At 54.2% G+C, this 26,707-nt stretch carries 27 protein-coding genes and 1 pseudogene; 17 read left to right on the top strand and 11 right to left on the bottom strand.

The window, feature by feature from the left end:
- Nucleotides 1-5: 5 nt before the first annotated feature.
- The 4 genes from B1722_RS19960 to B1722_RS19950 all read right to left on the bottom strand — a co-directional run bounded on the left by B1722_RS19960 (nucleotide 6) and on the right by B1722_RS19950 (nucleotide 3,557).
- Nucleotides 6-980 (bottom strand): copper resistance protein B, encoded by a 975-nt coding sequence (locus B1722_RS19960; protein ID WP_042556880.1) that lies wholly within the window; start codon nucleotides 978-980, stop codon nucleotides 6-8.
- Nucleotides 952-1,200 carry a hypothetical protein gene (locus tag B1722_RS29220; RefSeq protein ID WP_176393382.1) on the bottom strand — a complete coding sequence of 83 codons (249 nt, stop codon included), beginning with the start codon at nucleotides 1,198-1,200 and terminating at the stop codon, nucleotides 952-954. The genes B1722_RS19960 and B1722_RS29220 overlap by 29 nt, the downstream gene beginning before the upstream one ends.
- A 12-nt stretch (nucleotides 1,201-1,212) precedes the next feature.
- Complete coding sequence (locus tag B1722_RS19955) at nucleotides 1,213-3,174, bottom strand: copper resistance system multicopper oxidase (protein ID WP_042556879.1); 1,962 nt, start codon at nucleotides 3,172-3,174, stop codon at nucleotides 1,213-1,215.
- Between the two features lie 176 nt (nucleotides 3,175-3,350).
- Complete coding sequence (locus B1722_RS19950; protein ID WP_042556878.1) at nucleotides 3,351-3,557, bottom strand: co-regulatory protein PtrA N-terminal domain-containing protein; 207 nt, start codon at nucleotides 3,555-3,557, stop codon at nucleotides 3,351-3,353.
- 350 nt (nucleotides 3,558-3,907) lie between these two features.
- On the opposite strand from B1722_RS19950, the gene flgB reads away from it, so the two are divergent.
- Nucleotides 3,908-4,321 carry a flagellar basal body rod protein FlgB gene (flgB, locus tag B1722_RS19945; RefSeq protein ID WP_042556877.1) on the top strand — a complete coding sequence of 138 codons (414 nt, stop codon included), beginning with the start codon at nucleotides 3,908-3,910 and terminating at the stop codon, nucleotides 4,319-4,321.
- Between the two features lie 115 nt (nucleotides 4,322-4,436).
- On the opposite strand, the gene B1722_RS19940 is transcribed toward flgB, so the two are convergent.
- Together B1722_RS19940 and B1722_RS29215 are read right to left on the bottom strand one after the other, a co-directional pair.
- On the bottom strand, nucleotides 4,437-4,637 hold the full coding sequence (locus B1722_RS19940; RefSeq protein ID WP_080895979.1) for a heavy-metal-associated domain-containing protein: 201 nt from the start codon (nucleotides 4,635-4,637) through the stop codon (nucleotides 4,437-4,439).
- Nucleotides 4,638-4,643: 6 nt separating this feature from the next.
- On the bottom strand, nucleotides 4,644-4,856 hold the full coding sequence (locus B1722_RS29215) for a hypothetical protein (protein ID WP_140396035.1): 213 nt from the start codon (nucleotides 4,854-4,856) through the stop codon (nucleotides 4,644-4,646).
- 139 nt (nucleotides 4,857-4,995) lie between these two features.
- Between B1722_RS29215 and B1722_RS19935 the strand changes: the two genes are divergently transcribed.
- The 4 genes and pseudogenes from B1722_RS19935 to B1722_RS19920 all read left to right on the top strand — a co-directional run bounded on the left by B1722_RS19935 (nucleotide 4,996) and on the right by B1722_RS19920 (nucleotide 6,821).
- Nucleotides 4,996-5,271, top strand: a complete 276-nt coding sequence (locus tag B1722_RS19935; protein ID WP_042556876.1) for a metal/formaldehyde-sensitive transcriptional repressor — start codon at nucleotides 4,996-4,998, stop codon at nucleotides 5,269-5,271.
- Nucleotides 5,272-5,291: 20 nt separating this feature from the next.
- Nucleotides 5,292-6,227 (top strand): CDF family Co(II)/Ni(II) efflux transporter DmeF, encoded by a 936-nt coding sequence (gene dmeF / locus B1722_RS19930; RefSeq protein ID WP_086794050.1) that lies wholly within the window; start codon nucleotides 5,292-5,294, stop codon nucleotides 6,225-6,227.
- A 39-nt stretch (nucleotides 6,228-6,266) separates the two neighbouring features.
- Nucleotides 6,267-6,647 carry a hypothetical protein gene (locus B1722_RS19925; RefSeq protein WP_042556874.1) on the top strand — a complete coding sequence of 127 codons (381 nt, stop codon included), beginning with the start codon at nucleotides 6,267-6,269 and terminating at the stop codon, nucleotides 6,645-6,647.
- A pseudogene (locus tag B1722_RS19920) lies at nucleotides 6,640-6,821 on the top strand (DUF1289 domain-containing protein). Before B1722_RS19925 ends, B1722_RS19920 begins: the two are co-directional and overlap by 8 nt.
- 149 nt (nucleotides 6,822-6,970) lie before the next feature.
- Here the strand turns inward: B1722_RS19920 and B1722_RS19915 are convergent.
- The 4 genes from B1722_RS19915 to B1722_RS19900 form a co-directional block, all read right to left on the bottom strand.
- Nucleotides 6,971-9,328, bottom strand: a complete 2,358-nt coding sequence (locus tag B1722_RS19915) for a heavy metal translocating P-type ATPase (RefSeq protein ID WP_080895977.1) — start codon at nucleotides 9,326-9,328, stop codon at nucleotides 6,971-6,973.
- Nucleotides 9,329-9,330: 2 nt separating this feature from the next.
- On the bottom strand, nucleotides 9,331-9,582 hold the full coding sequence (locus B1722_RS19910) for a DUF2933 domain-containing protein (protein WP_080895976.1): 252 nt from the start codon (nucleotides 9,580-9,582) through the stop codon (nucleotides 9,331-9,333).
- Between the two features lie 79 nt (nucleotides 9,583-9,661).
- Entirely contained in the window at nucleotides 9,662-10,198 is a 537-nt protein-coding gene (locus B1722_RS19905) for a plastocyanin/azurin family copper-binding protein (protein ID WP_086794048.1), read from the bottom strand.
- A gap of 167 nt (nucleotides 10,199-10,365) precedes the next feature.
- Nucleotides 10,366-10,719, bottom strand: coding sequence for a co-regulatory protein PtrA N-terminal domain-containing protein (locus tag B1722_RS19900; RefSeq protein ID WP_042556871.1), 354 nt, complete (start codon nucleotides 10,717-10,719; stop codon nucleotides 10,366-10,368).
- 204 nt (nucleotides 10,720-10,923) lie between these two features.
- Here B1722_RS19900 and B1722_RS19895 point away from each other — a divergent pair, with 204 nt between their 5' ends.
- From B1722_RS19895 to B1722_RS19840, 12 genes are all read left to right on the top strand, one after another.
- On the top strand, nucleotides 10,924-11,613 hold the full coding sequence (locus B1722_RS19895; RefSeq protein ID WP_042556870.1) for a heavy metal response regulator transcription factor: 690 nt from the start codon (nucleotides 10,924-10,926) through the stop codon (nucleotides 11,611-11,613).
- The gene (locus B1722_RS19890; protein WP_086794046.1) at nucleotides 11,610-12,998 is read left to right on the top strand and encodes a heavy metal sensor histidine kinase; all 1,389 of its coding nucleotides are present in this window, start codon (nucleotides 11,610-11,612) and stop codon (nucleotides 12,996-12,998) included. Before B1722_RS19895 ends, B1722_RS19890 begins: the two co-directional genes overlap by 4 nt.
- Before the next feature lie 363 nt (nucleotides 12,999-13,361).
- On the top strand, nucleotides 13,362-13,745 hold the full coding sequence (copC, locus tag B1722_RS19885; RefSeq protein WP_042556868.1) for a copper homeostasis periplasmic binding protein CopC: 384 nt from the start codon (nucleotides 13,362-13,364) through the stop codon (nucleotides 13,743-13,745).
- A gap of 3 nt (nucleotides 13,746-13,748) precedes the next feature.
- Entirely contained in the window at nucleotides 13,749-14,687 is a 939-nt protein-coding gene (copD, locus tag B1722_RS19880; RefSeq protein ID WP_042556867.1) for a copper homeostasis membrane protein CopD, read from the top strand.
- Between the two features lie 73 nt (nucleotides 14,688-14,760).
- Nucleotides 14,761-15,102, top strand: a complete 342-nt coding sequence (locus tag B1722_RS29905; RefSeq protein ID WP_080896087.1) for a hypothetical protein — start codon at nucleotides 14,761-14,763, stop codon at nucleotides 15,100-15,102.
- Nucleotides 15,103-15,201: 99 nt separating this feature from the next.
- Entirely contained in the window at nucleotides 15,202-16,458 is a 1,257-nt protein-coding gene (locus B1722_RS19870) for a TolC family protein (RefSeq protein WP_086794044.1), read from the top strand.
- Entirely contained in the window at nucleotides 16,455-17,939 is a 1,485-nt protein-coding gene (locus B1722_RS19865) for an efflux RND transporter periplasmic adaptor subunit (protein ID WP_086794042.1), read from the top strand. Before B1722_RS19870 ends, B1722_RS19865 begins: the two co-directional genes overlap by 4 nt.
- The gene (locus B1722_RS19860; protein ID WP_042556863.1) at nucleotides 17,936-21,079 is read left to right on the top strand and encodes an efflux RND transporter permease subunit; all 3,144 of its coding nucleotides are present in this window, start codon (nucleotides 17,936-17,938) and stop codon (nucleotides 21,077-21,079) included. Before B1722_RS19865 ends, B1722_RS19860 begins: the two co-directional genes overlap by 4 nt.
- A 354-nt stretch (nucleotides 21,080-21,433) precedes the next feature.
- A complete protein-coding gene (locus tag B1722_RS19855; protein ID WP_086794041.1) occupies nucleotides 21,434-22,600 on the top strand; it encodes an SAVED domain-containing protein in 1,167 nt (388 codons plus the stop codon).
- Nucleotides 22,600-23,850: a nucleotidyltransferase gene (locus B1722_RS19850; protein ID WP_086794039.1), complete on the top strand. Its 1,251-nt coding sequence runs from the start codon at nucleotides 22,600-22,602 to the stop codon at nucleotides 23,848-23,850. The genes B1722_RS19855 and B1722_RS19850 overlap by 1 nt, the downstream gene beginning before the upstream one ends.
- On the top strand, nucleotides 23,834-25,618 hold the full coding sequence (locus tag B1722_RS19845) for a ThiF family adenylyltransferase (RefSeq protein WP_086794037.1): 1,785 nt from the start codon (nucleotides 23,834-23,836) through the stop codon (nucleotides 25,616-25,618). Before B1722_RS19850 ends, B1722_RS19845 begins: the two co-directional genes overlap by 17 nt.
- Nucleotides 25,615-26,097 (top strand): Mov34/MPN/PAD-1 family protein, encoded by a 483-nt coding sequence (locus tag B1722_RS19840; protein WP_042556859.1) that lies wholly within the window; start codon nucleotides 25,615-25,617, stop codon nucleotides 26,095-26,097. The genes B1722_RS19845 and B1722_RS19840 overlap by 4 nt, the downstream gene beginning before the upstream one ends.
- A gap of 26 nt (nucleotides 26,098-26,123) precedes the next feature.
- Here B1722_RS19840 and B1722_RS19835 read toward each other — a convergent pair whose 3' ends face one another.
- Entirely contained in the window at nucleotides 26,124-26,672 is a 549-nt protein-coding gene (locus B1722_RS19835) for a 3'-5' exonuclease (protein WP_010565120.1), read from the bottom strand.
- Nucleotides 26,673-26,707: the final 35 nt, after the last annotated feature.

Genomic DNA, 26,707 nt, shown 5'->3' with positions numbered 1-26,707 from the left:
GGCTCTTAAAACCACATCCGAATACCGGCGACAAATCGCGCCTCGTTCGCATGCTCTCCTTCATCGCTGGCCAGGTCTGCCGTATTGCCGTAGGAGCGGCTCCAGCTAACCCCAATGTAAGGGGCAAATTGGCGAACAATCTCATAACGCAATCGGAGCCCTACTTCGGTGTTTGCCAATCCAGACCCAATGCCGCGTTGAGGATCATTTTTTCCGTAAAAATTGGCTTCGGCCGTTGGCTGCAAGATCAGGCGATTGGTCAGCAGAATGTCGTAGTCGCCTTCCAATCTAGCAGCGGTTTGACCGTTCTCACCGATATAGGCAGTCGCTTCGGCTTCAAAGTTATAGAGGGCCATGCCCTGAATACCGAGCGCTCCCCAAGTTTGTGGTGATCCGGGCTTGAAGTCTTGTCGTACGCCGGTGACGACATCCCACCATGGACCGATGGAGTGCCCCCAAAGGGCTGAGAGTTCAGCGTTTTCCGTTACGCCATTGGTACGTTCGCCTTCCGAACGCAACCACAGTCGGTCAACGTCACCGCCGATCCATCCTTTTGCATCCCAGGCCAACGCACTACCGTTGTCAGCATCCTGGTACTCAAACTTATCCAGCAGCATGAAGGAGTTGACCTTCTTGTCGTGAACGCCATGACCAGCCACATCAGGGAACGCGGCTGCACGGTCAGCGTCGGTCAGTACAGGGATTGGAGTTCGGCTGGTGGTGGTAGCCCCTCCATCCATACTTTCCATACCGTCCATTGCTCCATTGTCCATGCTCATCTTGCTGTGATCCATTGCCCCCATCTTGCTATGGTCCATAGCTCCCATCGAGCCGCGATCCATCTTGGAGTGATCCATCTCTTCTGCCGCCTGGGCCATGAAAGAGAAAGCAGGACTGGTAGAGACTGCCAGTGCCATCAACGTTGGACGTAAAAACTTACTGGTCATGATCTCAATCTGCCTTTTTGGTTTTTTGGTCATGACCCATCGACTCATGGCTCATCTTGCTGTGATCCATTGATCCGTGATCGGGCTTTGATTCTTTTGTCGCAGTTGCAGGCTTGCTCGTTGGCTCCGCAGGAGTAGCAGGTGAATGAACACTACTATCCTCGACTGCCAGCGCCACGGACGAGAGTCCACCCATCAAGCCGACGGCAAAGAGGCAACCGACCAGCGATTTACGATTTAGGTATGTGCTCACAGATCGTCTCCTTTACTCATCAACCCGTACTTCACGGAACATGCCCATTTCCATATGGAAAAGCAGGTGGCAGTGATAGGCCCAGCGACCTAAGGCATCGGCGGTGACTCGATAGCTGCGCTTGGTACCTGGTGGCATGTCGATTGTGTGCTTGCGCACCATGAACTTGCCGTTTTCATCTTCAAGGTCGCTCCACATTCCGTGAAGGTGAATGGGGTGCGTCATCATGGTGTCGTTTACCAAGGTGATGCGAAGACGCTCCCCATACTTGAGACGAAGGGGCTCAGCGTCAGAAAATTTGATGCCGTTGAAGGACCAGGAAAACTTTTCCATGTGACCGGTCAGATGTAGCTCAATGGTGCGATTGGGCTCGCGGCCATCAGGGTCCTCGAAAGTGCTTTTCAGGTCTGAATAGGTGAGGACTCGACGACCATTGTTCCGCAAACCGATGCCTGGATCGTTTAGCTTTGGCGTCGGGGTCATGGCTTGCATATCAACCAAGGGGTTGTTGGTTTCGGAGGCTGGGTGAGTCTGCATTTCTCCACCCATACCGCCCATGCCAGCCATCTTGCTGTGGTCCATACCGGCCATGTTGGACATATCGCCTTTGTCCATGCCCGCCATCTTGCTATGGTCCATGCCAGCCATGTTGGCCATGTCGCCTTTGTCCATACCAGCCATCTTGCTGTGATCCATACCAGCCATGCTAGTCATATCACCGCCGTCCATGCCGGTCATCCCGGTCATGTCACTTTGGTCCATGCCCGCCATCTTGCTGTGATCCATGCCAGCCATGCCGGACATGTCGCCGCTGCCCATACCAGCCATGCTGCCATGGTCCATACCAGCCATACCGCCCATTCCCATGTCATCCATGGACAAAAGAGGCCTAGGGTCGATCGCAGGCACTTGTGCCTTTAATCCTTCGCGAACTGCGAGGGTTCCGCGTGCATACCCGGTTCTGTCCATAGACTGGGCGAAGATGGTGTAAGCCTCTTCACTGGCGGGCTCAACTATCACGTCATACGTTTCAGCTACGGCGATGCGGAATTCGTCGACGCTGACCGGTTTGACGTGTTGGCCGTCGGCGGCCACAACGGTCATTTTCAAGCCAGGAATTCGAACGTCGAAATAGCTCATCGCCGAGCCGTTAATAAAACGAAGGCGCAGCTTCTCACCTGGTTTGAAAATACCGGTCCAGTTACCGTTGGGCGCCTGGCCATTCATGAGGTAGGTGTAAGTATCTCCACTGACGTCTGCGAGGTCAGTGGGGTTCATTTTCATTTCTGCCCACATCTTTCGGTCGGCTACGGTAGATGACCAGCCTTGCTTGCTGACATCGTCGATGAAATCGCCAACGGTACGTTTGTGGTGGTTGTAGTAGTCAGATTGCTTCTTAAGCTTCGCCATGACGCGACTAGGATCTTCATCGGTCCAGTCAGTCAACATCACCACGTAGTCGCGGTTGTATTGAAAAGGTTCAGGTTCTTTCGAGTCGATAACGATTGGCCCGTAAACGCCTGCCTGCTCCTGTAAGCCCGAGTGGCTGTGATACCAATACGTACCGTTCTGATGGATCTTGAATTTGTACTCGTACATACCGTCGGGTGCGATGCCATGGAAGCTTAATCCGGGTACGCCGTCCATATTGGCCGGCAGGATGATCCCGTGCCAATGGATGGAAGTGTCCTGGTCCAAACGATTTTTCACACGCAGTGTGACTGTCTCTCCTTCGCGCCAACGCAGCAAGGGTCCTGGCAATGATCCATTGATGGTCATGGCCGTGCGCGGCGAGCCGGTGATGTTTACAGGGGTTTCACCAATAAACAGATCAAATTCGTTGCCGGTGAGGACGCTCGGCAAGCCTGGACTGGTCACTGCCCATACAGGAGTGCGCCACAGACCAAGGCCGCCAAGGATGCCACCGGCGGCCAGGCCTTTAACGAATGTCCGTCTAGAGGTTTTGGAATGCATGCCGTTTATTTCCAATCAGTCAAAAGGGAGCCGTTCAAAACAACCCGTGAGTTGGCAAGATGAGCTTCGCTTACCGTTAAAAAGACGAATTTTTACAGCAAGCGAGCTCAGAAATTGCCACATCTAAACCACCTTAGTGATTACATTTCTGTCAGGTTGGCCGCGTGCCTAATCGTTCAGCAGTTTTTATGATCCATCGCTTTCGCTTTGCTCTCAGCGACAGGCGGTTGAGAGCTCTGCGTTTGAGCTACCTGGTACGATTCCATCGAATTATTTTTGGCCAATTCCATACGTGCGAAAGTCCGATCACCACCGCCCTCAGCCATAGCCAAAGATGAAATGCTCAGAGCAGCGATGACGAACAAGGATTTGATAGTGTTCATTTGGGGTTTCCTCAGATCAGTACTGGCCGCCCCTGAATCCAATCGTGCATTGATTCGTAGCGGGTGAGCATTAGGCTCAATAGGACTATAAGGGTCTCCCGCTGTCGGGAAGCTTAGGCCAATATTACAGTTGCGTCAGGTTGTGATATTTCTCTTGAAGAACATCGTATTTAGTCCTTAAGGTCTCGGTCTTCCAGCGCGCATCGATATTACTCACCAATAATATCAACGGGCGAACCTTTGTAGGTTTTCGTTACTCAAGGTGACTATGTCTTTGAACCTCTATTGGTCGGAGATGTGAATCCGGAGGTATCGCGTAGTAAATAAGTGAGCTTGTTGAGGATTATTGCTTGAGTATTAGTTTCGAAAAAGCGGTCGGCGTAGCGGAAAGAGCTTTGAATCTTCGTAGCCAAAGAGCCGAAATCCTGAGTAACAACATCGCAAATGCTGATACGCCGAACTACAAGGCCCGAGATTTAGATTTTTCTACTGTGCTCGCCCGCGAAATAGAAAAAACACCTGCCACTCTATTTTCTTTGGAAACAACAAATGTAAAACACATTGCCGGAATAGAATCCGTAAGCGATATTTATGGAATTAGTTTGCTTTACAGTACACCGGCTCAACCTGCCATTGACCAAAATACTGTCGATCAGCAGGTTGAGGTCGCAAAGTACACAGAAAATGGAATACGTTTCGACGCCGCTTTTACTCGGTTGAATGGAGCATTCAAAGGTTTGCTCAAAGCTCTGCGAGGTGATTAGTAGCGCAGGGGCTTGCGAGCGGTAATTGTGGTCGACGCTGCTATGGTATCCCTGAATGTTCACCAAGTGGATCCCCCCTGCAACGGGCGTCTGACCAGGGGCAGCTGTCAGCGCTTCAAGCGCTGATCTGGCAAGGAAAACCTACCGCCTCGACAGCTTTACGAATCTGCTCTGGGCTTTCGCTGCTTTCAACTCTCACCTTACCGGCTGACCGATCCACGGAAACCGTAGCTTCGTTATCCATTGACTGAATCGCCTTGGTGATTTTGCTGACGCAACTGCCGCAACCAATGCCGGAAACATTTAAAACGAACATGGTTTTTTACCTCTCAAGCTGAGCGGTTTCTTTTCGCCGCACCAACAGCATCGACGTTGACACGATGGCAAGGTCAACAGTTATCTGTTTCGGGTTGTGACCGTCATTGTGATGGGTAGTTGGGCAGACTTGACCACTCGTTTGCATTTGACCTGACCAACCATTTGCAGCGTATTCGACTTTGGCCATCGCCGGCAGAGAACGGTTAGAGGCGGACATTACAGCTCCTCTCGCTCCTCGCTCGCACTTGAGGCCTCTTTTCTGCCAGGGACTGTAGATGCTCTCTCCGCTCTATGATCTTGCATAGGCATAGGGGGTATGCCTATCATGCGCAATACATAGGTAGGGGGGGTATCCCATGGGCCATATTGCAGCAAACAAAGAAAATCTTCTCAAACGCGTAAAACGCATAGCCGGACAAATCCAAGCCGTTGAACGAGCATTGGAATCGGATCTCGATTGCGCAAAAACATTACACCTTGTTGCTGCCACTCGCGGAGCAATCAACGGCTTAATGGAGGAAATCATCGAGGACCACGCGCGGGAGCATGTCGCGAACCCTGCGCTCAGCGAAGAAGAGCGTAACAGGGGCGTCGAAGAGCTTCTTGAAGCCATTCGCCGTTACGCTAAGTGAACGCATCTAGGTACACACTCATGAGCAACACCAACATCAATTACACACACGACCACGTGTTCCTTGGCTCAGCGCACGACGAAAATGCCAAGCGTACGCTTTGGGTTGTGGCACTGACGGTGCTGATGATGGTCGGCGAGATCACCGCCGGCTATATTACGGGTTCGATGGCGTTACTGGCCGATGGCTTCCACATGGCAACCCATGCCGGCGCATTAGGCATCGCGGCGGCCGCTTACGGATATGCAAAACGCCATGCTTCCAGCGAGCGCTACAGTTTCGGTACCGGAAAGGTTGGAGACTTGGGCGGATTCGCCTCGGCACTGGTTCTCGGTATGGTCTCCCTGGGAATTGGCATTGAGTCTGTCATGCGCCTCTTGCAGCCAACGGAAGTTCAGTTCGGCACCGCTACGCTCATCGCGATTACCGGTTTGATTGTCAACATTGTCAGTGCGTTGTTGCTGGGCCACGGGCACAGTCATGAGCACGACCATGATGATCATGCCCATGCCCATGCCCATGCCCATGCCCGTCACGGGAACGACAACAACCTGAAATCTGCGTACGTCCACGTTATCGCGGACGCGCTCACTTCAGTTCTGGCCATTGCGGCACTGCTCGCCGGGCGTTATCTCGGTTGGGTTTGGCTGGATCCGGTCATGGGTATCATCGGCGCCATTGTTATCGCGCGTTGGGCCTGGACCTTGATGGGGGGCACCGCAGGTGTGCTGCTGGATCAGACAGATGCGCACGTTGCCGAGGAAATCCGCGAACTGGTTGAGAAGCCGGGGGATGCCATCATCACTGACTTGCATGTCTGGCGGATTGGGCCGCAAGCCCATGCGGCCATCGTCAGCGTCGTTGGTAAGGCCACTGCGAACGCCGACAGCATTCGTGAACGTCTCAAGCCGGTTCACGAAGTCAGCCATCTGACGGTCGAGTTTCGACCGGCCTGATTCAGAGCCTGCCCTCCATTGTCTCCAAAGGAACCCGCAATGCCACCAGGGAAACGCGAACTGGCGCGGATAGAACGCCGGTTGATTACCAGGCTCACCGAAGCGTGTGAAACAGCAAAAGGTGAAATCAAAGGCTTTATCTGGCTCACCCATACCGCTGACCTCAACGCGCTGGCTGAAACCCTGAAGGTCATCTGGGTATTCGAAACCTTGGCGGATAGAAAGCTCGCCTTGTTTGACGCGAAGGCGCGCATCTTTGAGCTGACGGCTATCGCGTTGAAGGAGGCCGACATCGTCCTGACCCCTTCAGACCACAGCGTCCACTTCGACTCTGAGGAGGAGTGTCAGCGAACTCACGGAGGTTACTGGAACACCCGCCTGACTCAATACGTGTGTCCAAAGGTGGCTGACAATGGCTAAAGAAATCGAGAATCCCTGCATCTCAGTTTGTCAACTCAGTGGTGATCTGTGTATGAGCTGTGGGCGAAGCAAGGAAGACATCAGAAAATGGAAACGCATGAAGCGGCCTGAAAAAATGGCCGCTGTGCAAAGGGCGAGTGTGCGCTTGAAGGACTGAAGAAAACACATGGGTAGTCCCTTGCCCAGATTTACCGCTTTGGGTCGTTATGAGCCCCTCAGCTTTGATGTCTGGTTGGTCAAATTCTCAATCACAGATCAGTCAAATGCGAATGACTGGTCAGGTTCTATGCAAACGCATGGCAAGTGCGCTGCAATTTTGAAGTTCAGTCAATTCGGGTATTCCTCAGTCTCAATGCATTGAAAACTACAGATGCAGAACTGACGCTCATGGCTATGGCAGCGATCATTGGCGACAAGAGGTGTCCCGTCAGTGGATAGAGCAAGCCTGCGGCAAGGGGGATACCCATCGAGTTGTAAAGAAAGGCGAAACCCAAGTTTTGCCGCATGTTTTTTACTGTTGCGACCGAAAGAGCCCTTGCTCGCAAAATCCCCATCAGGTCGCCTTTTACTAGCGTGAGTTGCGCGCTATTCATCGCAACGTCAGTCCCTGTCCCCATGGCAATGCCCACATCTGCTCGCGCCAGGGCTGGTGCATCGTTGATACCGTCACCGGCCATGGCGACCTTCCGGCCGTTTTGCTGAAGGTCTGCGACCAGACGCTCCTTGTCCTGAGGTTTCACTTCACCGTGGACTTCTTCAATCCCCATCTCCCTGGCGACAGCCCGAGCGGTGGTGAGCCCGTCGCCAGTAGCCATGATGATTTTGATGTCATCAGCCTTGAGCTTGGTGACTGCTTCTTTGGAGGTCGGCTTAATCGGATCTGATACTGCCAACAACCCTGCCAATACCCCGTCGACTGCGAGGTAGATGATGCTGATGCCGTCAAGTCGCAACAACTCTGCACGCTTTTGTAGGGGCTTGGTGCTGACACCTGCGGCTTCCATCAACGCGGTGTTCCCCAGTTGGATCTTCTTGCCATCAACGATGCCACTGACCCCGATACCTGAACCAGACTCAAAGGATCCTGGCTTGGTGAGCTTAATGTTCTCGGTTCGGGCGTGATCGACGATTGCATGAGCCAAGGGATGTTCGCTGCCCTGATCAAGGCTGGCAGCAAGCTGAAGAACATCGTGGGGATTGAAACTGGGTGTGGCCTCCACACTGTGAAACACTGGCCGTCCCTCTGTCAGGGTGCCTGTCTTATCGACAATCAGTGTGTCGATCTTGCATAGGTTTTCGATGGCACTGGCATCCCTGAACAGCACGCCCATGCTGGCTGCTTTACCTGTCGAAACCATGATCGACATGGGCGTAGCAAGACCCAACGCACAGGGGCAAGCGATGATCAGCACGGCGACAGCGTTGATCAGACCAAACACCCAGCTGGGCTCAGGGCCAAAAAGCCCCCAACCAACAAATGTCAGTATCGCAATCGCGATAACACCCATCACAAAGTAGCCGGCAATCGAGTCGGCCATTCGTTGCATTGGTGCTTTGGATCGCTGAGCCCGAGCGACCATCTGTACGATCTGTGACAGCATGGTCTCGGCGCCGACCTTCTGCGCCTCCATTACTAAGCTCCCATGTGTATTGAGCGTGGCACCGATCAGACTATCTCCAGCTCTCTTCATTACCGGCACTGGTTCGCCAGTAAGCATGGACTCATCCACCGCACTTTCACCTTCCAGTACTGAGCCATCAACTGGAACCTTTTCACCGGGTCTGACCCGTAGATGGTCTCCAAGGTGGACATGGGTGAGAGGAATGTCTTCTTCCTGTCCATCGGTATTGATCCGGCGTGCTGTCTTGGGCGACAGGCCGAGAAGGGACTTGATGGCGGCGGAGGTTTGCGATCGTGCTTTGAGCTCAAGAATCTGCCCAAGCAAGGTGAGTGAGATGATGACCGCTGCGGCTTCGAAGTAGACGCCGATGCGTCCATCTTGCATGAAGGTGGCCGGAAAGCTTTGAGGTAAGAGCGTTGCCATGACGCTGTAAAGGTATGCTGCGGCGGTACCCAACCCAATCAGTGTCCACATATTTGGGCTGCGATTTCTAATAGATGCTATGCCTCTGACAAAAAAAGGCCAACCTGCCCACAAGGTCACCGGTGTCGCCAGAGCCAGCTCGATCCAGTTTTGGATCGGGCCATGGAAAAGTTGTAACGTGTGTCCCGCCATGGCGAGCAAGGTCACTATCACGGTTAATGGCAGCGACCACCAAAAGCGGCGGGCGAAATCCCGGAGTTCAGGATTTTCTTCTTCATCGAGCGCGGGTATGACCGGCTCTAATGTCATGCCACATTTAGGGCAGTTGCCGGGTCCGGGCTGGCGTATTTCCGGGTGCATCGGACAGGTAAACTCAGTGCCTGTTTGTACCGCAGGCTCTGGAGTGGTGACGCGGGACTCGGCGCTCGAAACATTACTGCTGAAGCGTTCAGGATCAGCTCGAAACTTCTCCTGGCATTTCAGGCTACAGAATTGATACTTCTGTCCCTGATAAGACTCACCAAATTTACTTGATGAAGTGACTGCCATTCCGCACACCGGGTCACGTAGATCATCGTCATTTAGCGGAGCAGCATGGGCGTGACTGTGGTCGTGGTGGCTCGATATGTTAGGCATGTCTATTTCCCTTCTTTGTCCTTGTGGGTTGCTGCCTGATCGCCATGGCTATGTCCGCCATGGCTATGTCCAAAAAAATGCATTAATGGACAGATCAACAGAATCAGATAAGGCCAAAATGGATAAACGTGGCTGAAATGCTCCCGCAACACGTAGAAGGCACCAATCGCAATGAGCATGATTAGGACAACGCCTGTTTTGCGCCTCCAATATGGTGCGGTGGTGTTTCCATCCAGGCGCTGATGGTTACTCATGATCTAAGCCTCACTGTGTACTCTGCAACAGAGCGTAGCCAACTCCTGTGTCGAAGCGGTGGGAGAAGCCGGCTTAGGCTTATTTCAGGTCAAACTGACCGACCATTCCCGATTGGTAATGTCCGGGCACTTTGCAGGCAAACTGAAGGCCTGTGCTGTTGTTGAAGGTCCAGATCAGCTCTTGGGTTGCGCCAGGCTCAATCAGGACGCTGTTCGGGTCGTTGTGCTCCATTCCGACCATCTTCATTCCACCCATGCTGTGGCTCATACCGCTCATCGTTTTTCCGGTACCGGTGGGGTTAAGCGTCCCGTTCTGGAACATGCTTGCCATTTCTTTTTGGTGTGCTGCATGAGCAGAGGCTTTGCCGATGTTGAACTCGTGCAGCAGCGAACCATCATTGCGAAGGACAAATCGAATGGTTTCACCAGGCTTAACGTCGATGCTTTCAGGTTTGAAGAAAATATCGCCCATCTCGACCTCCACCGTACGAGTAACCTGAGAGGCGACTCCAGGCTGGCCGATGTCCTCTTTCCCATGCCCTGCGCTGGCCATAGCCGTAGCACCGAAGAGGAGAGTGATTGCTGCGATGACAGGGGTAACGAGCTTAGCTTTCATAGTGACCTCGAGAGTAAGAGGAGTGGGAGCACTGGCTATGCTAAAGACATGGAGCTGCCAGTTAACTGACCTGAACACTACATTTCTGTCAGTTTTCAAAAAAGCACGGCGTCCAAATGACGCCGTATTTAACGTTACTGTTCAAAAAGCCCATTGGAAGCCGGTTTTCACTGATGATTCTCTGAAAGCATCAATTTGTGCTCGCGCTGCATTTGGTTCAAAACGTCATCGACGATTTTGTCGTGCTTTTCCATCCAGGCGAGGTGCTGCTGAGGAGACATTGAGGCGTCTGGATGATCTTTATGGAGTTGGCTCATGAGCTCTCCCAGCATCTTCATATGCTCAGTCATGTGGACATGACGCTGACCTTCAGGAGCGTTTTCAGCTTGTATCAGGACAGCTTCTGCCTTGTTGCGCAGACCCTCCATACGCTCTATAACCCGGTCTCCGCCACTTTCAGCCCATACAGAAGCTGAGACGAGTATTGAGCTCACAAAAAACAGAATTTTCAGGCGATTCATGGGGCAACTCCTTATGGAATTGTTTTCCGGCTCCTAAACGTTTCATGCTGAAGAGTCGGTCGAGCACTAGGAAGTACTCATGCTTGAACCCTAGACAGCGCTCGCTGACATCTACCTGAAGCCAATATTACTTTTCTGTCAGTTGCTGGTTGGCTGCCGGTTTTCGTTGCAGACTCCGCTTCATCACTATCAGAGAACGACCTCATGAGACTTCTTGTCGCTGAAGACGAACCAAAAATAGGTATCTATTTGCAGCAAGGACTCACCGAGGCGGGGTTCAATGTTGATCGTTTTACTAATGGAAAAGAGGCGCTTCAGCACGCTTTGAGCGAAGCGTATGACCTGTTGATTCTCGACGTCATGATGCCTGGATTGGATGGCTGGGAAGTTCTGCAGAAGGTTCGCGCTTCCGGGAAAGACGTCCCCGTACTCTTTCTCACAGCGAGAGACCGCGTTGAAGATCGAGTTAAAGGACTTGAACTCGGCGCAGATGACTACCTGATCAAACCCTTCGCATTTTCTGAATTGCTTGCTCGAGTCAGAACGTTGCTGCGTCGCGGTAACAGCGCGCCTTCGCAAACCTACATGAAATTGGCTGATCTGGAGGTGGACCTACTCAAGCGTCGGGCCATTCGTGCAGGTAAGCGCATCGACCTTACGGCCAAAGAGTTTGCGTTGCTTGAGCTGTTGCTGCGACGTCGTGGGGAGGTGCTGCCAAAGTCACTTATCGCTTCCCAGGTTTGGGATATGAACTTCGATAGCGACACCAACGTTATCGAGGTTGCGGTTAGACGGTTGAGGGCCAAGATAGATGACGACTTTGAGGTCAAGTTGATTCATACCTCGAGGGGAATGGGTTACATGCTAGACGCGCCTGATTCGGAGTCGGAATGAATCGGATGTCCCTGACAACTCGCATGAGTCTGATGTTCATGCTCGCGGTAACGGCCGTGCTTACGGTCGCCGGACTTAGTTTCAACAACCTCAGTCGGCATCACTTTAAGATGCTGGATCAGCAGGCATTGAACGAAAAGCTCCACTCGACCCAGAGAATTTTGTCCGGGTTGAACACCATCGATCAATTCAGCGAATTTAAGCCTGAGCTGGAAGCGCTGCTGGGTGCTCACCGGGATTTGACGGCCCTAATAATCGATGGTGAAGGCAAGCTGCTGTTCGCAGATCCCGGTCCGGTAGATATTCCGAAGGAGTTCCGCACAACCACAAACAACAACGTCTGGGAGTGGCGGGAGCAAGAGCAGATGTTCCGTGGCGTGACAGCACAAGCCGTTGTGACGGGGCAAGACAAGCCGTTGACAGTCATTTTGATCTTTGACGTTACTCAGCATATGTCCTTTTTCGAGACGCTTGAGCGCTGGTTTTGGATAGGGCTGGTAATTAGCGCGCTGGTCAGTGCGGCGCTTGGCTGGATGGTAGCAAGCAGTGGCATGCGGCCTATTCGCCAGGTCACGCGGGTCGCCGCCTCTATGTCAGCAAAATCACTAAAAGAGCGCATCCCTTTAGCGCCTGTTCCTAAAGAACTTCAGCAAATGGTGCTGTCCTTTAACGCAATGCTGTCCAGACTCGACGATGCATTTGTCCGGTTATCGAATTTTTCCGCAGACATTGCCCACGAACTACGGACTCCTGTAAGCAACTTGATGACCCACACCGAAGTCGTGCTTTCAAGAAAAAGGGATATAGAAGACTACGAAGACAACCTGTACTCAAATCTTGATGACTTGAAGCGTATGAGTCGGATGATTGATGACATGCTATTTCTGGCGAAGTCAGACAATGGTCTGATCACCCACGAGAACAAACCAATAGATTTGGTGGAAGTCGTGGAGAAACTGCTTGAATACTACCGTCTTTTGGCAGATGAGCGAGGGATAGAACTGAAGGTTTCAGGAAGGGGCAGCGTCCGAGGCGATGTCCTTATGCTCCACAGAGCTATATCTAACCTGCTCTCTAATGCGCTTCGCTACACCTCGGAAGGGAAGATGATCAGTGTCGAAATCCTCCAGAAGGAGATGTCGGTATTGGTCGTCGTGGAGAACCAGGGTGAACCCATTGCCCCCGAACATCTTGAAAAGCTCTTCGATCGTTTTTATCGCGTGGACCCAGCGCGCAGGGAAGGAAGCCCAAGCAACGCAGGGCTAGGTTTGTCGATTACCCGATCAATTATTGAGGCGCATGATGGCAAAATCTGGTGTACGTCATGTGACGGTAAAACGGCCTTTCATCTCGAGTTTCCTAGTGTTGACTTGCAGGTCAGCTGAGCAATGCCGCATTTGTGATCAACGGCGTTAGCGCGACTTGGGCCTGCATCCAGTTTCGTAATTTTTTGAATGAGTGAATACCCCAGTATTTGCGGCGTGCGGTCTCGTTTCTAAGACTTGCGACCTTCGCCAATTCGATCCCAAACAGCGTGTCAAGCTGACTGAAATGTAATCGAACAGTTTGCGTTCGTGTGGCATCGTGTTCTTGCACTGTGACGTTGGGGCTTAGCGAGATTTTCGTGTTCAACCTGCACTAGAGATGGAAGCTCCGAGTTAACCATCAGTGGTTTTAAATTGAAAATTACAAACTAGTTCTTCCCAAACAAACCTCAAATCAACAGCTCTTGCTGTGAGGAGTCTTGCATGTCATTCCTTAAAACTACGACCGTAGCTGTTGCACTTACTGCTGGTTTGCTTCTGAGTGCCGTAGCTCAAGCACATCCAAAGCTCCTTTCTTCCACTCCGGCGGAAGGCTCGGATGCGGCGGCCCCTTCGAAAATTGAACTGCACTTTTCCGAGAATCTCACCACTCAGTTTTCCGGTGCAAAACTGATCATGACTGATATGCCTGGCATGCCGAACTCTCCAATGGGTGTAAAGGCCGCCGTCGCTGCTGGCGGTGATCCGAAAACGATGGTGATTACGCCGGCTGCACCTCTGACGACCGGTACCTACAAAGTTGAATGGCGTGCAGTCTCCTCGGACACCCACCCGATCACCGGCAACTTTTCCTTCAAAGTGAAATGATCCATGAGCGACTCAATAAATATTGTGGTTCGCTTTGCTCTCTATTTTGACCTGATGTTGTTATTTGGATTGGCCATATTTGGCTTGTACAGTCTCAGGGGAAAAGAAAGGGTATCGGGCACGGTCTTGAATTTTGAGTCGCTTCTTTACGGTACTTCTGTTGCAGGTGTAGCTCTGTCCCTTGCCTCGATGTTGTTGCTTGCGAAAGCAATGAGCGGTGTATCGGAGCTTATGGAGCTACATCACCACATTTTTGAAATGGTCATCATGGGCACCGACGTTGGGTTGACCTGGATGGTCCGAATAGCCGCCTTGGTTGGGGCAATTATGGGCGTCGCGTTGAACAAACGATTTCCGACACCCAGCCTCTGGATCGTCACCGTGTGTGGAGCAATCGCGTTGGCCACGCTAGCCTGGACAGGGCACGGTGCCATGGACGAAGGCAGCCGCCGCTACTGGCATTTTCTGAGCGATATTTTCCATTTATTAGCGGCAGGTGGCTGGTTGGGTGCTCTAGCGGCCTTCGCTCTACTGCTGCGGTTGAAATCGCTGAAGGGCGAGGAGGAAGCACGAATTCTTGCCCGCGTGCTGACTGGCTTTGAGTCGGCCGGCGGTGTGATTGTTGCGATCATAAGCGTAACGGGAGTCGTGAATTACCTTTTCATCGTCGGTCCAAACCTTGATGAGGTCATGCTGAGTACCTATGGTCAGCTGCTGTTTTTGAAGATCCTGCTCTTTGCCGGGATGATCGTTTTAGCCACACTGAACCGCTTTCACTTAAGCCCGCAGTTGGAGCGCTCAGTTCGCAATGGTCAATACTCTGTAGCGGTTAATGCCTTGCGCCGCAGCATGAAATTCGAATTCCTGATGGCAATCCTCATCATCTGTCTGGTCGCATGGTTAGGCACGCTAAGTCCTGAAATGGAAATGAGCGCGCAATAGAGGTTTCTGGCAGCTAACCAAGAAGCCGGGAACGGGATTGTTAGCACCATTTCTACTGGCTACACTTCAGTCCATGACACGCTATGTACGGTTTTGCCTGATATTCCTGATTAGCTTGGCGCTTCCCCTCAGTGGGATGGCGGGTGTTCAGGCGCCGACAGAGCCGTGTCCCATGCAAACCATGGGCATGGCGATGATGGACGGCATGGGCCAAGACTGCTGCCATGACATGAAAAGTCCCACCGAGCATGGTAAACCCTGCAAGCCGGGCCAGGAGTGTAAGACCGGCGGCATGCTGCAAGTCTCTATCATCAAGCCTCTGGTCCCCCTATCTAGCCCCCTCGAAGCGTCCATCTCCATAGACTCCCATCCTGTCCAAACCCCTTCAGGGGTATGGCGACCGCCCCGCATTTGATTCCTGTACCACACTGAGCCTCATTCCGCGTTAGCGGGATGGCATATCTGCGTGCATGTCTGATGAAGCGCGCAGTGGATCATCACAGGAATCGTGAACATGAACTCCAAGTGCTATTGCACAGGGTGGTCCCTCGTGGCCGGCCTGGCGGCAAGCGTACTGGCATTGCCGAGTCTCGCTGCCGCATTGACACTCGATGAAGCTTTGCAGCTGGCTGAAAACAATGCGCCGTCGCTGACTGCACAAGACGCGAAAATTCAGGCTGCCAGTAGTGCGGCCATCCCCGCTGGTGAACTACCCGATCCCAAGTTGCTGCTAGGCGTACAGAACTACCCCATTGGGGGGCCGGATCGCTGGAGCATCGACCAAGACTTCATGACTATGCGAATGGTCGGAGTCAGTCAGGAGATGCCCAGCAGCGCTAAGCGCAAAGCCCGAATCGAGGTCGCTGATGCGGCCATTGAACGCGCCGCCGCTGAGCGCCGGGTCGAACGTCTAAAGGTTCGTCAGGCCACGGCGTTGGCCTGGATCAACAGCTACTCGGTTGAGCGTAAAGACACTCTGTTTCAGGACCTCTACAAAGAAAACCGTCTGCTGGCCGATACCGTCCGGGCACAAATTGCCGGTGGCCGCGCTCAACCTGCTGATGCAGTAACGCCCAAACAGGAAGCGGCACAACTGGAAGAGCAGCAGGACGATCTGATTCGTCAGAGAGCGCAGGCCCGAGCTGCCCTGAAGCGCTGGATTGGACCAGCCGCCAATGACAAACCTGTGGGCAGCTTGCCTGAATGGCCTGTCGAAGCCTCTGACTACTCTCATAAGCTGCAACATCACCCAGAATTGGCAGCTTTTGCGCCAATGACCCGCGAAGCGCAAGCCAAGGTCCGTGAAGCCGAAGCGGAAAAACAGTCGGATTGGAGCTGGGAAGTCGACTATCAGAATCGCGGCCGACAGTTCGGCGACATGGTCAGCGTGCAATTTTCCTGGGATCTACCACTGTTTCCTGACTCTCGGCAAAACCCCAAAATTGCGGCCAAGCACGCTGAACTCAACCAGCTAGAGGCCGAGCGGGAAGCCCTGTCACGCAAGCATACCCAGCAACTGGAGGACGAGCTGGCCGATTATGAACGCTTGAATCGTGCCGTTCGCCGAACCCTGGACAGTCTGCTGCCTCTGGCCAAGGAGAAGGTCGAGCTCAGCATGGCCAGCTACCGCGCCGGCAAAGGCGATTTGAACTCCGTCGTGGCTGCTCGGCGCGAGCTTATCGAAGCCCGTCTCAAGCAGATTGATGTTGAAGAGCAGCGTGCTCTCACCAGCGCTCGCCTGTATTTCGCCTATGGGGAGTCCGCTCAATGATCTCTAGAACACGGAAAGGGGTATTTGTTGTCAGCATCTCAGTTGCTTTGGGGGTTGCCGGTGGTTACTGGTTGGCCCAACCGAGGGTGAGCTCGGTACCGGATGCAGCACCGGAGCAGAAGCCTGAGTCATCAGTCGATCGCAAAGTTCTGTATTGGTACGACCCCATGTACCCACAACAGAAATTCGATAAGCCGGGTAAGTCGCCCTTCATGGACATGCAAATGGTCCCTCAGTACGCGGATAGCAAGGGGGACAGTGACACTGTTCGCATTGATCCAAGCCTGACCCAGAACCTCGGTGTGCGACTGGCTACCGTCAGTCGAGGTGTGTTTGCTTCGAGTCTGGACGTTGTCGGAGTGTTGGCTTTCAACGAACGGGACGTCGCCGTCATTCAAGCCCGTACGGCGGGTTTCGTCGAGCGCGTGTATGCCCATGCTCCTGGCGACGTGATCAAAGCCAATGCCGCCATGGCGGATATCCTTGTACCTGAGTGGGCTGCGGCTCAGGAGGAATTTCTCGCACTCAAGCGCAGTGGCGATACAGGCTTGCTGGCAGTGGCTCGCCAGCGCTTGCGGCTCACCGGGATGCCGGCGGCATCAATTGCTCAAGTAGAGCGCAGTGGCAAAGTCCAACCAAACCTGACCCCCACCAGCCCTATTAGTGGTGTGCTGCAAGAGCTCAATGTGCGCGAGGGTATGACGGTGGCCGCCGGCGAGACACTGGCACGCGTTAATGGTTTGAGTAGCGTCTGGCTGGCCTTGGCCGTTCCGGAGACTGAATCTGGATCGATCCTCATGGGGCAAACGGCAGAGGCGCATTTGCCCGCGTTCCCTGGGGTTGTGCTCAAGGGCGTCGTCAGCGCGATTCTTCCGGAAACCAATCCGGATAGCCGCACCCTTCGCGTACGCGTCGAGTTACCCAACCCAGAAGGCCGTCTCAGGCCGGGTATGACCGCACGAGTGAGCCTCAATCGTTCAACGGAGCAAAGTGTGTTGTGGGTGCCGAGCGAGGCCGTCATTCGCACCGGTCGACGTGCTCTGGTGATGCTTGCTGAAGACGCTGGCCGCTATCGTCCTGTTGAAGTGTTGATCGGGCAGGAAAACGATGACAAGACGGCGATCTTGAAAGGTCTGGAAGAGGGCCAGAAGGTGGTTACCTCTGGCCAGTTCCTGCTCGACTCGGAGGCCAGTCTCAAGGGCATCGTTGCAAGCTCGGAGGAAGAGTCACCACCCAGCGCAGCAGTCTCCAGTTTTCATGAGGCGGATGGGCAGATCGTTGAGATCAACGACAAAGAAGTCACACTCGCCCATGGTCCCTTCAAAACGTTGGGCATGCCTGGCATGACGATGACGTTCCCACTCGCTACTCCGGCGCTGATGCTGGGCCTCAAAACGGGCGATAAGGTTCGGGTTGCGGTGAGTCAGACCGACGATGGCCTGCGTGTTGAGCGTCTAGACAAATCGGGGAGCCAGCCATGATCGCCGCCCTGATTCGCTGGTCAGTGGCCAACCGATTCCTGGTGCTACTGGCGACACTTTTTGTCACGGCTTGGGGCATCTGGTCGGTGCAGAGCACGCCCATTGATGCGCTGCCGGATCTCTCCGATGTTCAGGTGATCATCCGCACCCCGTATCCGGGACAGGCACCGCAGATTGTCGAGAACCAGGTGACCTATCCGTTGGCCACCACCATGCTTTCGGTGCCTGGCGCCAAGACCGTGCGCGGCTACTCCTTCTTTGGTGACAGCTTTGTCTATGTGCTGTTCGAAGACGGTACTGACTTGTATTGGGCCCGCTCGCGGGTGTTGGAGTACCTGAGCCAAATACAAAGTCGCTTGCCGGCCAGCGCCAAACCGGCGTTGGGGCCAGATGCGACAGGCGTTGGCTGGATTTTCCAGTACGCGCTGGTAGATCGCAGTGGCGGACACGATCTGGCGCAACTTCGTGCACTTCAGGACTGGTTCCTCAAGTTCGAACTCAAGACTCTGCCCAATGTTGCCGAGGTGGCCACCGTGGGTGGGATGGTCAAGCAGTACCAGGTGCAGCTTGATCCACTCAAATTGGCCAGCCTCGGTATCACGCAGGCCGAGGTGACCGAAACGATCGGCAAGGCCAATCAGGAAACCGGCGGCGCCGTCCTAGAGATGGCAGAGACCGAGTTCATTGTGCGGGCTTCCGGCTACTTGAAAACGCTCAATGATTTTCGGGCGATCCCACTCAAGCTGGGATCGGGCGGTGTGCCGGTGACCCTTAGCGATGTCGCCACGATCCAGTTGGGTCCGGAAATGCGGCGTGGTATCACCGAACTCGACGGCGAAGGCGAGACGGTTGGCGGTGTGGTAATTCTGCGCAGCGGCAAGAATGCTCGCGAAACCATTGCGGCGGTCAAGACCAAACTCGACGAGTTGAAAAGCAGCTTGCCGGCGGGGGTGGAAATCGTCACCACCTACGACCGCAGCAAGCTGATCGACCGCGCCGTGGAAAATCTCAGCCACAAGCTAATCGAAGAGTTCATCGTCGTCGCGTTGGTCTGCGGGATCTTTCTCTGGCACCTGCGTTCATCTCTGGTGGCAATCATCTCCCTGCCGGTGGGGGTACTGATTGCCTTCATCGTGATGCGCTATCAAGGGATCAACGCCAACATCATGTCCCTGGGCGGGATTGCCATCGCCGTCGGCGCCATGGTCGACGCTGCCGTGGTGATGATTGAAAACGCGCACAAGAAGGTTGAGGCCTGGCACGCGGCCAATCCTGGGGAGGAACTGAAAGGTGAACGTCATTGGCACGTGATGACTGAAGCGGCGGCGGAGGTAGGACCAGCACTGTTCTTCTGTTTGTTGATCATCACGCTGTCGTTCATTCCGGTGTTCACCCTGCAAGCGCAAGAGGGGCGGCTATTCGGCCCGCTGGCTTTCACCAAGACCTACGCCATGGCCGCGGCGGCGGGATTGTCAGTGACCTTGGTGCCGGTGTTGATGGGCTACTGGATTCGGGGACGAATTCCCAGTGAACAACAGAACCCGTTGAACCGCTGGCTCATCCGGATCTACCAGCCGGCTCTGGATGCAGTCTTGCGACGACCGAAGATCACGCTGCTGGTCGCGTTGCTGGTTTTTATCAGCGCATTATGGCCAATGTCGCGCTTGGGTGGCGAGTTTCTTCCACCGTTGGACGAGGGCGACCTGCTCTATATGCCTTCGGCTCTGCCGGGATTGTCGGCGCAGAAAGCGTCGCAACTGCTGCAACAGACCGACCGCCTGATCAAGACCGTGCCGGAGGTCGAACATGTCTTTGGTAAAGCCGGTCGTGCTGAAACTGCCACCGACCCGGCGCCGTTGGAGATGTTCGAAACCACCATCCAGTTCAAGCCGCAGGAGCATTGGCGTCCAGGCATGACTCAGGAAAAGCTAGTGGAAGAGCTGGATCGAGTGGTGCGAGTTCCTGGGCTGACCAATATCTGGATACCGCCGATTCGCAACCGTATCGACATGCTGGCTACGGGGATCAAGAGTCCTGTTGGGGTGAAAGTTGCCGGCACCAATCTGACGGAGATTGATGCCGCGACTCAGGCGGTCGAGCGAGTGGCTAAGGGCGTACCCGGTGTCAGTTCGGCTTTGGCCGAGCGATTAACCGGTGGGCGTTACATCGACGTGGATATCGACCGAAAAGCCGCCGCCCGCTACGGACTGAATATCGCCGATGTGCAGTCGATCGTGGCCGGCGCTATCGGCGGTGAAAATGTCGGCGAGACCATTGAAGGGCTTGCACGCTTCCCAATCAACGTCCGCTACCCTCGGGAGTGGCGGGATTCGCTCGGTGCTTTGGAGCAGTTACCGATCTACACCCCACTAGGCAGCCAGATCACCCTTGGCACCGTGGCGAAGATCAAGGTCAACGACGGGCCGCCAATGCTCAAGAGTGAGAACGCACGGCCTTCAGGCTGGGTGTACATCGACGTGCATGGCCGGGACATTGCCTCCGTGGTGGCCGATCTACGCCGGGTCGTCAGTGAGCAGGTAAAGTTGCAGCCCGGCATGAGCTTAAGCTACTCAGGTCAGTTCGAGTTTCTTGAAAGGGCCAACGCACGACTCAAACTGGTGGTGCCTGCCACGCTGTTGATCATCTTCGTGTTGCTCTACCTGACATTTGCACGCCTTGATGAGGCTTTGCTGATTATGGCCACGCTGCCATTCGCTCTCACGGGCGGGGCATGGTTTCTCTATCTGTTGGGATTCAACCTGTCGGTCGCCACCGGGGTCGGCTTTATCGCCTTGGCCGGTGTTTCTGCAGAATTTGGCGTGATCATGCTGCTCTACCTGAAAAATGCCTGGGCCGAGCGTCAAGACCTCGGTGACAACACAGAACACGGGTTAATGGCCGCGATTCGTGAAGGCGCTGTGCAGCGCGTTCGACCCAAGGCCATGACCGTTGCGGTGGTTATCGCTGGTTTGTTGCCAATACTTTTGGGAAGCGGTACCGGCAGCGAGGTGATGAGCCGCATTGCCGCCCCGATGATTGGAGGTATGGTTACGGCGCCCTTGCTATCGCTGTTTGTGATCCCGGCGGCCTATCACCTCATGCGTCGTCGACACTTGTCCGTTGAGCCTGGCAAGCACTGACGCGTAAAAATGCATACAAAAGGGGCTGCGCTTGCAGCCTCGTTTGAACTGCACAGCCCGTTTTCATCAGTCCTACGCGCGGTATGTATCGAAATTAGCAAGTTTATGTCTTTTGCATAAACTCGCTAATTTCGATACATACGCTGTGGTCAGTGCCGTTACCCACCAGCACTTGCCAGAAAAACGAACGCTGCCCTACTGTGTTTCGATGAGCCACAAACAGCATCCTGCTCAAAGCCGACTCAGCATTCGTCACCCTCAGATCACTCTTGAAATCGAGGCGAATGACCTTAATATGATCTTATCTTGCCATCATCGTTTTCAATCATGGATGTTTCTCTGGGGTAGGTCGGAATGGCAGAACAAGAAGACGCTAAGCCCGCGAGCGGGCGCTTTAACACGAATGATGAGACGAAGCGGATCGTATGGACACAGACCGCTGGTCATTGTGAACTGTGCGGCACGGATCTGACGTTCGATTATCGTGCCGGCAAGCCAATGAAATGGGGCGAAGTGGCGCATATCCTGCCCGCCAGTCCCAAAGGCCCTCGGGGACGCGCGGATCATGATGCTGAGGCGCACACAAACAATACCGCTAATCTGATGCTCCTGTGCCCAGGCTGTCATGACAAAATTGATCGTGACGCAGACGGTTATCCTGAAAATGATTTGAGTGGTTTACACCAAGCATACCTAGAGCGCATCCGAATCGCCGCAACGACCCCTGATGGTGGCAGAGCGATTCCTCTCATTGTCCAGAGTCAGCATTTCCAGACGATCAACGATATTCCCGTTCGCGATCTGTTGACTGCGATGTCTGCGGAGGGATTAACCGCCTTCGATCAAGGCATCAAAATTACCTTCCCTGCGCCTGGACCGCGCGGCAGGGACGCTGCCTATTGGCAGAACGTCAAAGACAGCATCCAGTATGAGCTGGAGCAGCAACTCAAGCGTCGCGGCGGCACCTACGGCGACTCGCCCGCACTAGCAGTAGTAGGCTTGGCCGATATCCCAGCTTTGATGATGTTGGGCCAGAGCATCGGCGATCGTTCCAAACGCTTAATCTTCTCTTTTCACCGCGAGCATCTTTTGCGCTGGCCCGATCAGTCTGCTGAGCCGCCCAGTTTTCTGTTTACGCCTCCACCCAACGGCGATGGTCCACTGGCGTTGGTGCTCTCCATTTCTGCGCAAGTTCCAGTTCGCGACGTGACCGACGCTCTACCCGGTGCACGTATTGCAGAGCTGTCGATCCCTGAACCAAGCTACGCGATGGTACAGAACCGTCGGGTGATCCATGCCTTTCGCGACGCGCTCCAAATACGACTGAGCCAGCTTGAGGCTCTGACTCCTTATCCTATCCACGTCTTCGCCGCCATTCCTGCGGCACTAGCCATCGAGTTTGGCGCGTTGCTCACAACGCAGCATCAACATACGTACCTGATCTTCGACCGGGACAAAGAAAACCAACATCGGTTTACGCAAACACTGCAATTGGGTCCCTCGGCCCAGGAGGCTATGTAATGCTTTTGAGCAACGAACAGACCAAGCGCAGCAGTTGGGAATATTTTCTGCTTCGCGCCGCGCGGGAAATCTCGCTGACGGAAGCGCAGTACGAAAAAATCAATGATCGCTACTCCCAGCTGGAAAAAATCCTCTCGGCTTCTGACAATCCGCTGCTCGCTGAGGCTCATATTTTCGTCCAGGGCTCAATGCGGCTGAAGACGACCATTAAGCCAATTGCCGGCGCGCCTGCGGATCTGGACACCATTGATGCGGATGCGATTATCTGGCTCCCCCACGCTCAGGGCGCTGGTGCAAAGGAAGTTCTAGAGGCGATTGAGCAGCGTTTCAGGGAAGGCTCCCGCGTTCAGGAAGAAGTTAAGCAACTACGTCGTGGTATTCGGATCGTTTATGCCGACGAAAATCCAGGTTTCCACATTGATGTCACACCTGCACGCGCGATCAACGGAAATGGCGAAGCAAACGGCGAGGGTAAGCTGGAGGTTCCGGATCGGGTCACAGGGTGGAAAGCAAGCAGCCCTATTCCTTACTCGAATTGGTTGCAGGTCGCTTCCGCCCAGGAAATCTTTCTGGAAAGCTTGGTGATTGCCAAAAGCCAGAGAATGCTTGATGCCGCGACACAAGATCCTTTGCCGCACTATCAGGATTACATCGATCAAGATCCCCTGCGCGCGACCATAAAGCTGCTGAAGCGGCATCGCGATGAATGGGCTATCAAGACAAAAAGCGCTGATACTCGCCCAATTTCTGCGGTCATTACGACCCTGGCCACTCACGCATACCTGGATGTCGTGAAAGAGTCCCAGTCAAAGCCATTGGCACCGCTCGATGCAATTTTGGAAATCGTTCGCAGAATACCGCAGCACATTGCGTATAGAGGTAGCGATTGCTTTGTCTGCAACCCTGCCGATAACGGCGAAAACTTTGCAGAGAAGTGGAATCGACCGGGTGAGGGACAAGGCTATCGTCAAGCATTTTCCAAATGGCATGCGGACGCCAGTGCTTCTGTGTCATTAGGTTTGGAAAGTTTTGAATCCAATGATTCTTTTGCCGAGGCAGTGAAAAAGAACTTCGGTATTGCGCCGGCGTTCATCACAACAGTAAACAATGAAATCCCTGCGAATTGGACGATGCCTGGCCGACCGGATGGCACTACTCGAAACTCTGCTTCGATGGGTTCGCTCTTCGGAGGGGCCAGCGGTGGCGGAACCTCTCAGTCGAGCGTAAAGCCAGTTGGACGCCTTGGCTGATCCTCTTAAGACGCCATTGCAGCGCGGAATCGCCGCACTGCGAGATACCCTAGGTCAGGATGCAGCTGATGCATTGCTCCAGCCCGCACCCATGCGGGCTGACGAAGCGGCGTGCTTTCACTTCCCCTTGCCCATCGATTACACGGGGCAGGAGCGGCGACTGCGTATTGGTTTCCCCTCCAACTTTCCCCGTGGGCTCTTGCGGCTGAACGTCGAACCTTCTCCATGGCTGGTTTGGCCGCATGCCACTAAGTCGGGGCTTTGCCTTCATGGCTTTCAGGAACGCCCCATTATGGGCTCCCCGGAGGTCGTGGTAGAGGACAGCCTTGCTCGCTTGGCCCAGATCGTTTCGTTGTCCAAGATGGGATCAAGTCAGGCAGCGCGCGATATCGAATTTCAGAATGAGATCACTACCTACTGGTCTTTTCAGCACGGACAGTCGTACCAGAACCTTTTACTTTTGGATCGACCTCAGGCTGCCTCGCAGTTGTTTGCTCTCAGCGATCCGCGCCGGGCTGTGCCATCCGGTCAGGAAACGGTTTGGCTAGCATCGAACATAGCTGCACTCAAAGGGCATTACCGACGGGTTGTCGGGCGCTCCGCTGTCATTCGCGCGGCCGAAACTCCTGGTTTTTACGTTAAGCTTCAGACTTATCCGGATATCCGCACCCCGGATCCAGAAGATTTATTGCTGTGGCTCACGCCACACCTTCAACCAGACGATGCCGAGCAATTGCTGGCATGGTTTGAGCTGCATGGAACGTTGGCGAGTCGATGGATTGTCCTGGAGCTTCCTGGGGGGACGGATGCTCCAACTTATTGCCTCAATGTGCGCTCGCTTGGCGTACAGCAAGAGCGGGGGGCAAAGTTTGGCTTGCGCACAGCGCGCCGCCGGCCAGCCATCGCAAATGCACATCCTCCGGCACTTGTCCGCGCAACTGCCCTAGACGTGCTTGATCGTGCGTCCATTCTGTCCCGCGATATAAGCGGCACTGCAAAGCACCTTGAAAATGCTCGGGTCGTTTGTGTTGGCGTTGGCTCGTTAGGCAGTGCGGTGGCAATACAACTGGCACGCTCCGGTGTCGGCCACCTTACCCTCATCGACCCTGACACTCTGGTGTCAGCCAATCTGGGTAGGCACGTTCTGGGAGCGGATAGCCTAGGGAGGCTGAAAGCCTCAGCGTTGAGGGACAAGATTCTGTTAGATCTTCCGACTACAGAATGCACCGCTTATTCGACTTTCGCCGAAGTAGTTATGAGCAGCAAACCAGAAGTGTTCGATAACGCAGATCTTGTGGTGATTACGACAGCGGACTGGCAGTCGGAGGTCACTGTATGGCGAGCCAAATCCAGCGGCGTTTCTTGGGGACTTTTACAAGCCTGGAGCGAACCGTATACCCAGGTAGGCCACGCGCTATTCGCACCAGCCGGTACCTTTGATGGCCGTCATTTATTCACGGACATCGGCGATTTTCTTCATAAGTTTACCGAGTGGCCGGGAGGAGGTGTGGTTCCACTGCCCGCTTGTGGGGAGAGCTTTATTCCAGGCGGATCGCTGGGGATGACCAATATCGCCTCTATGGTGTCGCACACGGCTTTACGTGCATTGACCTGCAACATCACCACTGCATCTTGGGTCAGCAGTATCTACAGGCCTGAAGATGTGCCGAGCCTAGGAGGCCAATACCATGGGCCCAAACTTCCAGAGGGGGCGCAGCAACTCCTACTCGAGCGCGGATGGCCGGAACATAAGGATGAAATGGTATGACGGATATCGCTTGGCGCTGGAGATGGGCGGAGGTGGATTCCGAGCTATTGGTGTCGCAAGCTGTCGCGGACATCTTGGATAGTCATCGGCAGGGCCTCTTTGGCGTGGAGCGAGGGGGACAGTTATTCGTCAACCCGGTTAATCCGAAAGGGTTGCTGCTGGCCTTGGCCACGTTGCCTCATCGCGCCGATCGGTCAGGCTGGTCTTGGCTAGAGTTGGATGCGGAGCGGTGCCGTCAGGAGATCCAAGCTGCCAACGAACAAGGGTTACGTCTGGTGGGCTATTGGCATACGCATCCCCAATCTGTTCCGGTGATTTCTCCGGCAGACATAGGAAGTTTCTCCAGATTTGCTGCGCGTTACACGCAGGATCTACCGCACCCAATAGCCGTTATCGTTGGCAAGTCCGAAAAACCAGAAGGCATCAAGGCTTGGTCGTTCAGGGGCGGCAGATATGTTGAAGCAACTTGGCTTAGATAAGCTTCAAGTCAGTGCCATGGGAGGCGTCAGCGGTTACCCTTACCCGCCAGCATTAGCGCGAAGAGCTCTGCCTGAAAGCGAGCATCATCCAATGCGTTATGGTTCGGTTCGCTGAGTGGCTTCAGCGCAGCGGTCATCTTGGATGATTTTGTTTCCTGCCAGCTGCAACCTACAGCTCCCATGAAGTAGGCCTTCATGTCGATAGCGGTAAAACCAAAGGGGTTGGTTTCCAAGTATTTGTGGAAGTAGTAGTTGACGAATGACCAGTCAAACGGTGCATTGAGTCCTACGAAAATGACCTTCTGCCCCGTTTGGCAGGATGATTTCAGCCATTCACCAAATGTCAGCATCGCCTGTTGCGGAGTGAGTCCTTCGCGCTCCAGCTTCTCCAGACTCAGCCCCGATACTGCCAGTGCTTCTGGGTCGTGTTTTGGACTGTCAGGTCGTAGTTCAAGATAGATGGACGTGGCAGGTTGATCTACAAGGCAAGCTCCAATGGAAAGCAGGCTGTATTCGCCTGGTATAGGTCCAGAAGTCTCGACGTCGACGGAAACATAAAGCTCATCAGGGTTCATGTCATATCCTTTTCGTGTAGTTGCCAGATCACGCT

Source organism: Pseudomonas sp. SCPG-7 (assembly GCF_002156405.1).
In the GTDB taxonomy this organism is placed as follows: domain Bacteria; phylum Pseudomonadota; class Gammaproteobacteria; order Pseudomonadales; family Pseudomonadaceae; genus Aquipseudomonas; species Aquipseudomonas parakoreensis.
Note: the sequence above shows the minus strand (reverse complement) of the source record. Positions and strands in the feature narration are given on the sequence as shown.

What these genes read in the sequence shown, in the direction of transcription:
- B1722_RS19865 (WP_086794042.1), top strand. Translation starts at nt 16,455, where the DNA reads ATGATCTCTAGAACACGGAAAGGGGTATTTGTTGTCAGCATCTCAGTT.
- B1722_RS19950 (WP_042556878.1), bottom strand. Translation starts at nt 3,557, where the DNA reads ATGAACACTATCAAATCCTTGTTCGTCATCGCTGCTCTGAGCATTTCA.
- B1722_RS19955 (WP_042556879.1), bottom strand. Translation starts at nt 3,174, where the DNA reads ATGCATTCCAAAACCTCTAGACGGACATTCGTTAAAGGCCTGGCCGCC.
- B1722_RS19840 (WP_042556859.1), top strand. Translation starts at nt 25,615, where the DNA reads ATGACGGATATCGCTTGGCGCTGGAGATGGGCGGAGGTGGATTCCGAG.
- B1722_RS19960 (WP_042556880.1), bottom strand. Translation starts at nt 980, where the DNA reads ATGACCAAAAAACCAAAAAGGCAGATTGAGATCATGACCAGTAAGTTT.
- B1722_RS19935 (WP_042556876.1), top strand. Translation starts at nt 4,996, where the DNA reads ATGGGCCATATTGCAGCAAACAAAGAAAATCTTCTCAAACGCGTAAAA.
- B1722_RS19850 (WP_086794039.1), top strand. Translation starts at nt 22,600, where the DNA reads ATGCTTTTGAGCAACGAACAGACCAAGCGCAGCAGTTGGGAATATTTT.
- B1722_RS19940 (WP_080895979.1), bottom strand. Translation starts at nt 4,637, where the DNA reads ATGTTCGTTTTAAATGTTTCCGGCATTGGTTGCGGCAGTTGCGTCAGC.
- B1722_RS19900 (WP_042556871.1), bottom strand. Translation starts at nt 10,719, where the DNA reads ATGAATCGCCTGAAAATTCTGTTTTTTGTGAGCTCAATACTCGTCTCA.
- B1722_RS19910 (WP_080895976.1), bottom strand. Translation starts at nt 9,582, where the DNA reads ATGAGTAACCATCAGCGCCTGGATGGAAACACCACCGCACCATATTGG.
- B1722_RS19860 (WP_042556863.1), top strand. Translation starts at nt 17,936, where the DNA reads ATGATCGCCGCCCTGATTCGCTGGTCAGTGGCCAACCGATTCCTGGTG.
- B1722_RS19905 (WP_086794048.1), bottom strand. Translation starts at nt 10,198, where the DNA reads ATGAAAGCTAAGCTCGTTACCCCTGTCATCGCAGCAATCACTCTCCTC.
- B1722_RS19855 (WP_086794041.1), top strand. Translation starts at nt 21,434, where the DNA reads ATGGCAGAACAAGAAGACGCTAAGCCCGCGAGCGGGCGCTTTAACACG.
- B1722_RS19870 (WP_086794044.1), top strand. Translation starts at nt 15,202, where the DNA reads ATGAACTCCAAGTGCTATTGCACAGGGTGGTCCCTCGTGGCCGGCCTG.
- B1722_RS19835 (WP_010565120.1), bottom strand. Translation starts at nt 26,672, where the DNA reads ATGAACCCTGATGAGCTTTATGTTTCCGTCGACGTCGAGACTTCTGGA.
- B1722_RS19895 (WP_042556870.1), top strand. Translation starts at nt 10,924, where the DNA reads ATGAGACTTCTTGTCGCTGAAGACGAACCAAAAATAGGTATCTATTTG.
- copD (WP_042556867.1), top strand. Translation starts at nt 13,749, where the DNA reads ATGAGCGACTCAATAAATATTGTGGTTCGCTTTGCTCTCTATTTTGAC.
- B1722_RS19890 (WP_086794046.1), top strand. Translation starts at nt 11,610, where the DNA reads ATGAATCGGATGTCCCTGACAACTCGCATGAGTCTGATGTTCATGCTC.
- dmeF (WP_086794050.1), top strand. Translation starts at nt 5,292, where the DNA reads ATGAGCAACACCAACATCAATTACACACACGACCACGTGTTCCTTGGC.
- B1722_RS29905 (WP_080896087.1), top strand. Translation starts at nt 14,761, where the DNA reads ATGACACGCTATGTACGGTTTTGCCTGATATTCCTGATTAGCTTGGCG.
- copC (WP_042556868.1), top strand. Translation starts at nt 13,362, where the DNA reads ATGTCATTCCTTAAAACTACGACCGTAGCTGTTGCACTTACTGCTGGT.
- B1722_RS29215 (WP_140396035.1), bottom strand. Translation starts at nt 4,856, where the DNA reads ATGTCCGCCTCTAACCGTTCTCTGCCGGCGATGGCCAAAGTCGAATAC.
- B1722_RS19915 (WP_080895977.1), bottom strand. Translation starts at nt 9,328, where the DNA reads ATGCCTAACATATCGAGCCACCACGACCACAGTCACGCCCATGCTGCT.
- B1722_RS19925 (WP_042556874.1), top strand. Translation starts at nt 6,267, where the DNA reads ATGCCACCAGGGAAACGCGAACTGGCGCGGATAGAACGCCGGTTGATT.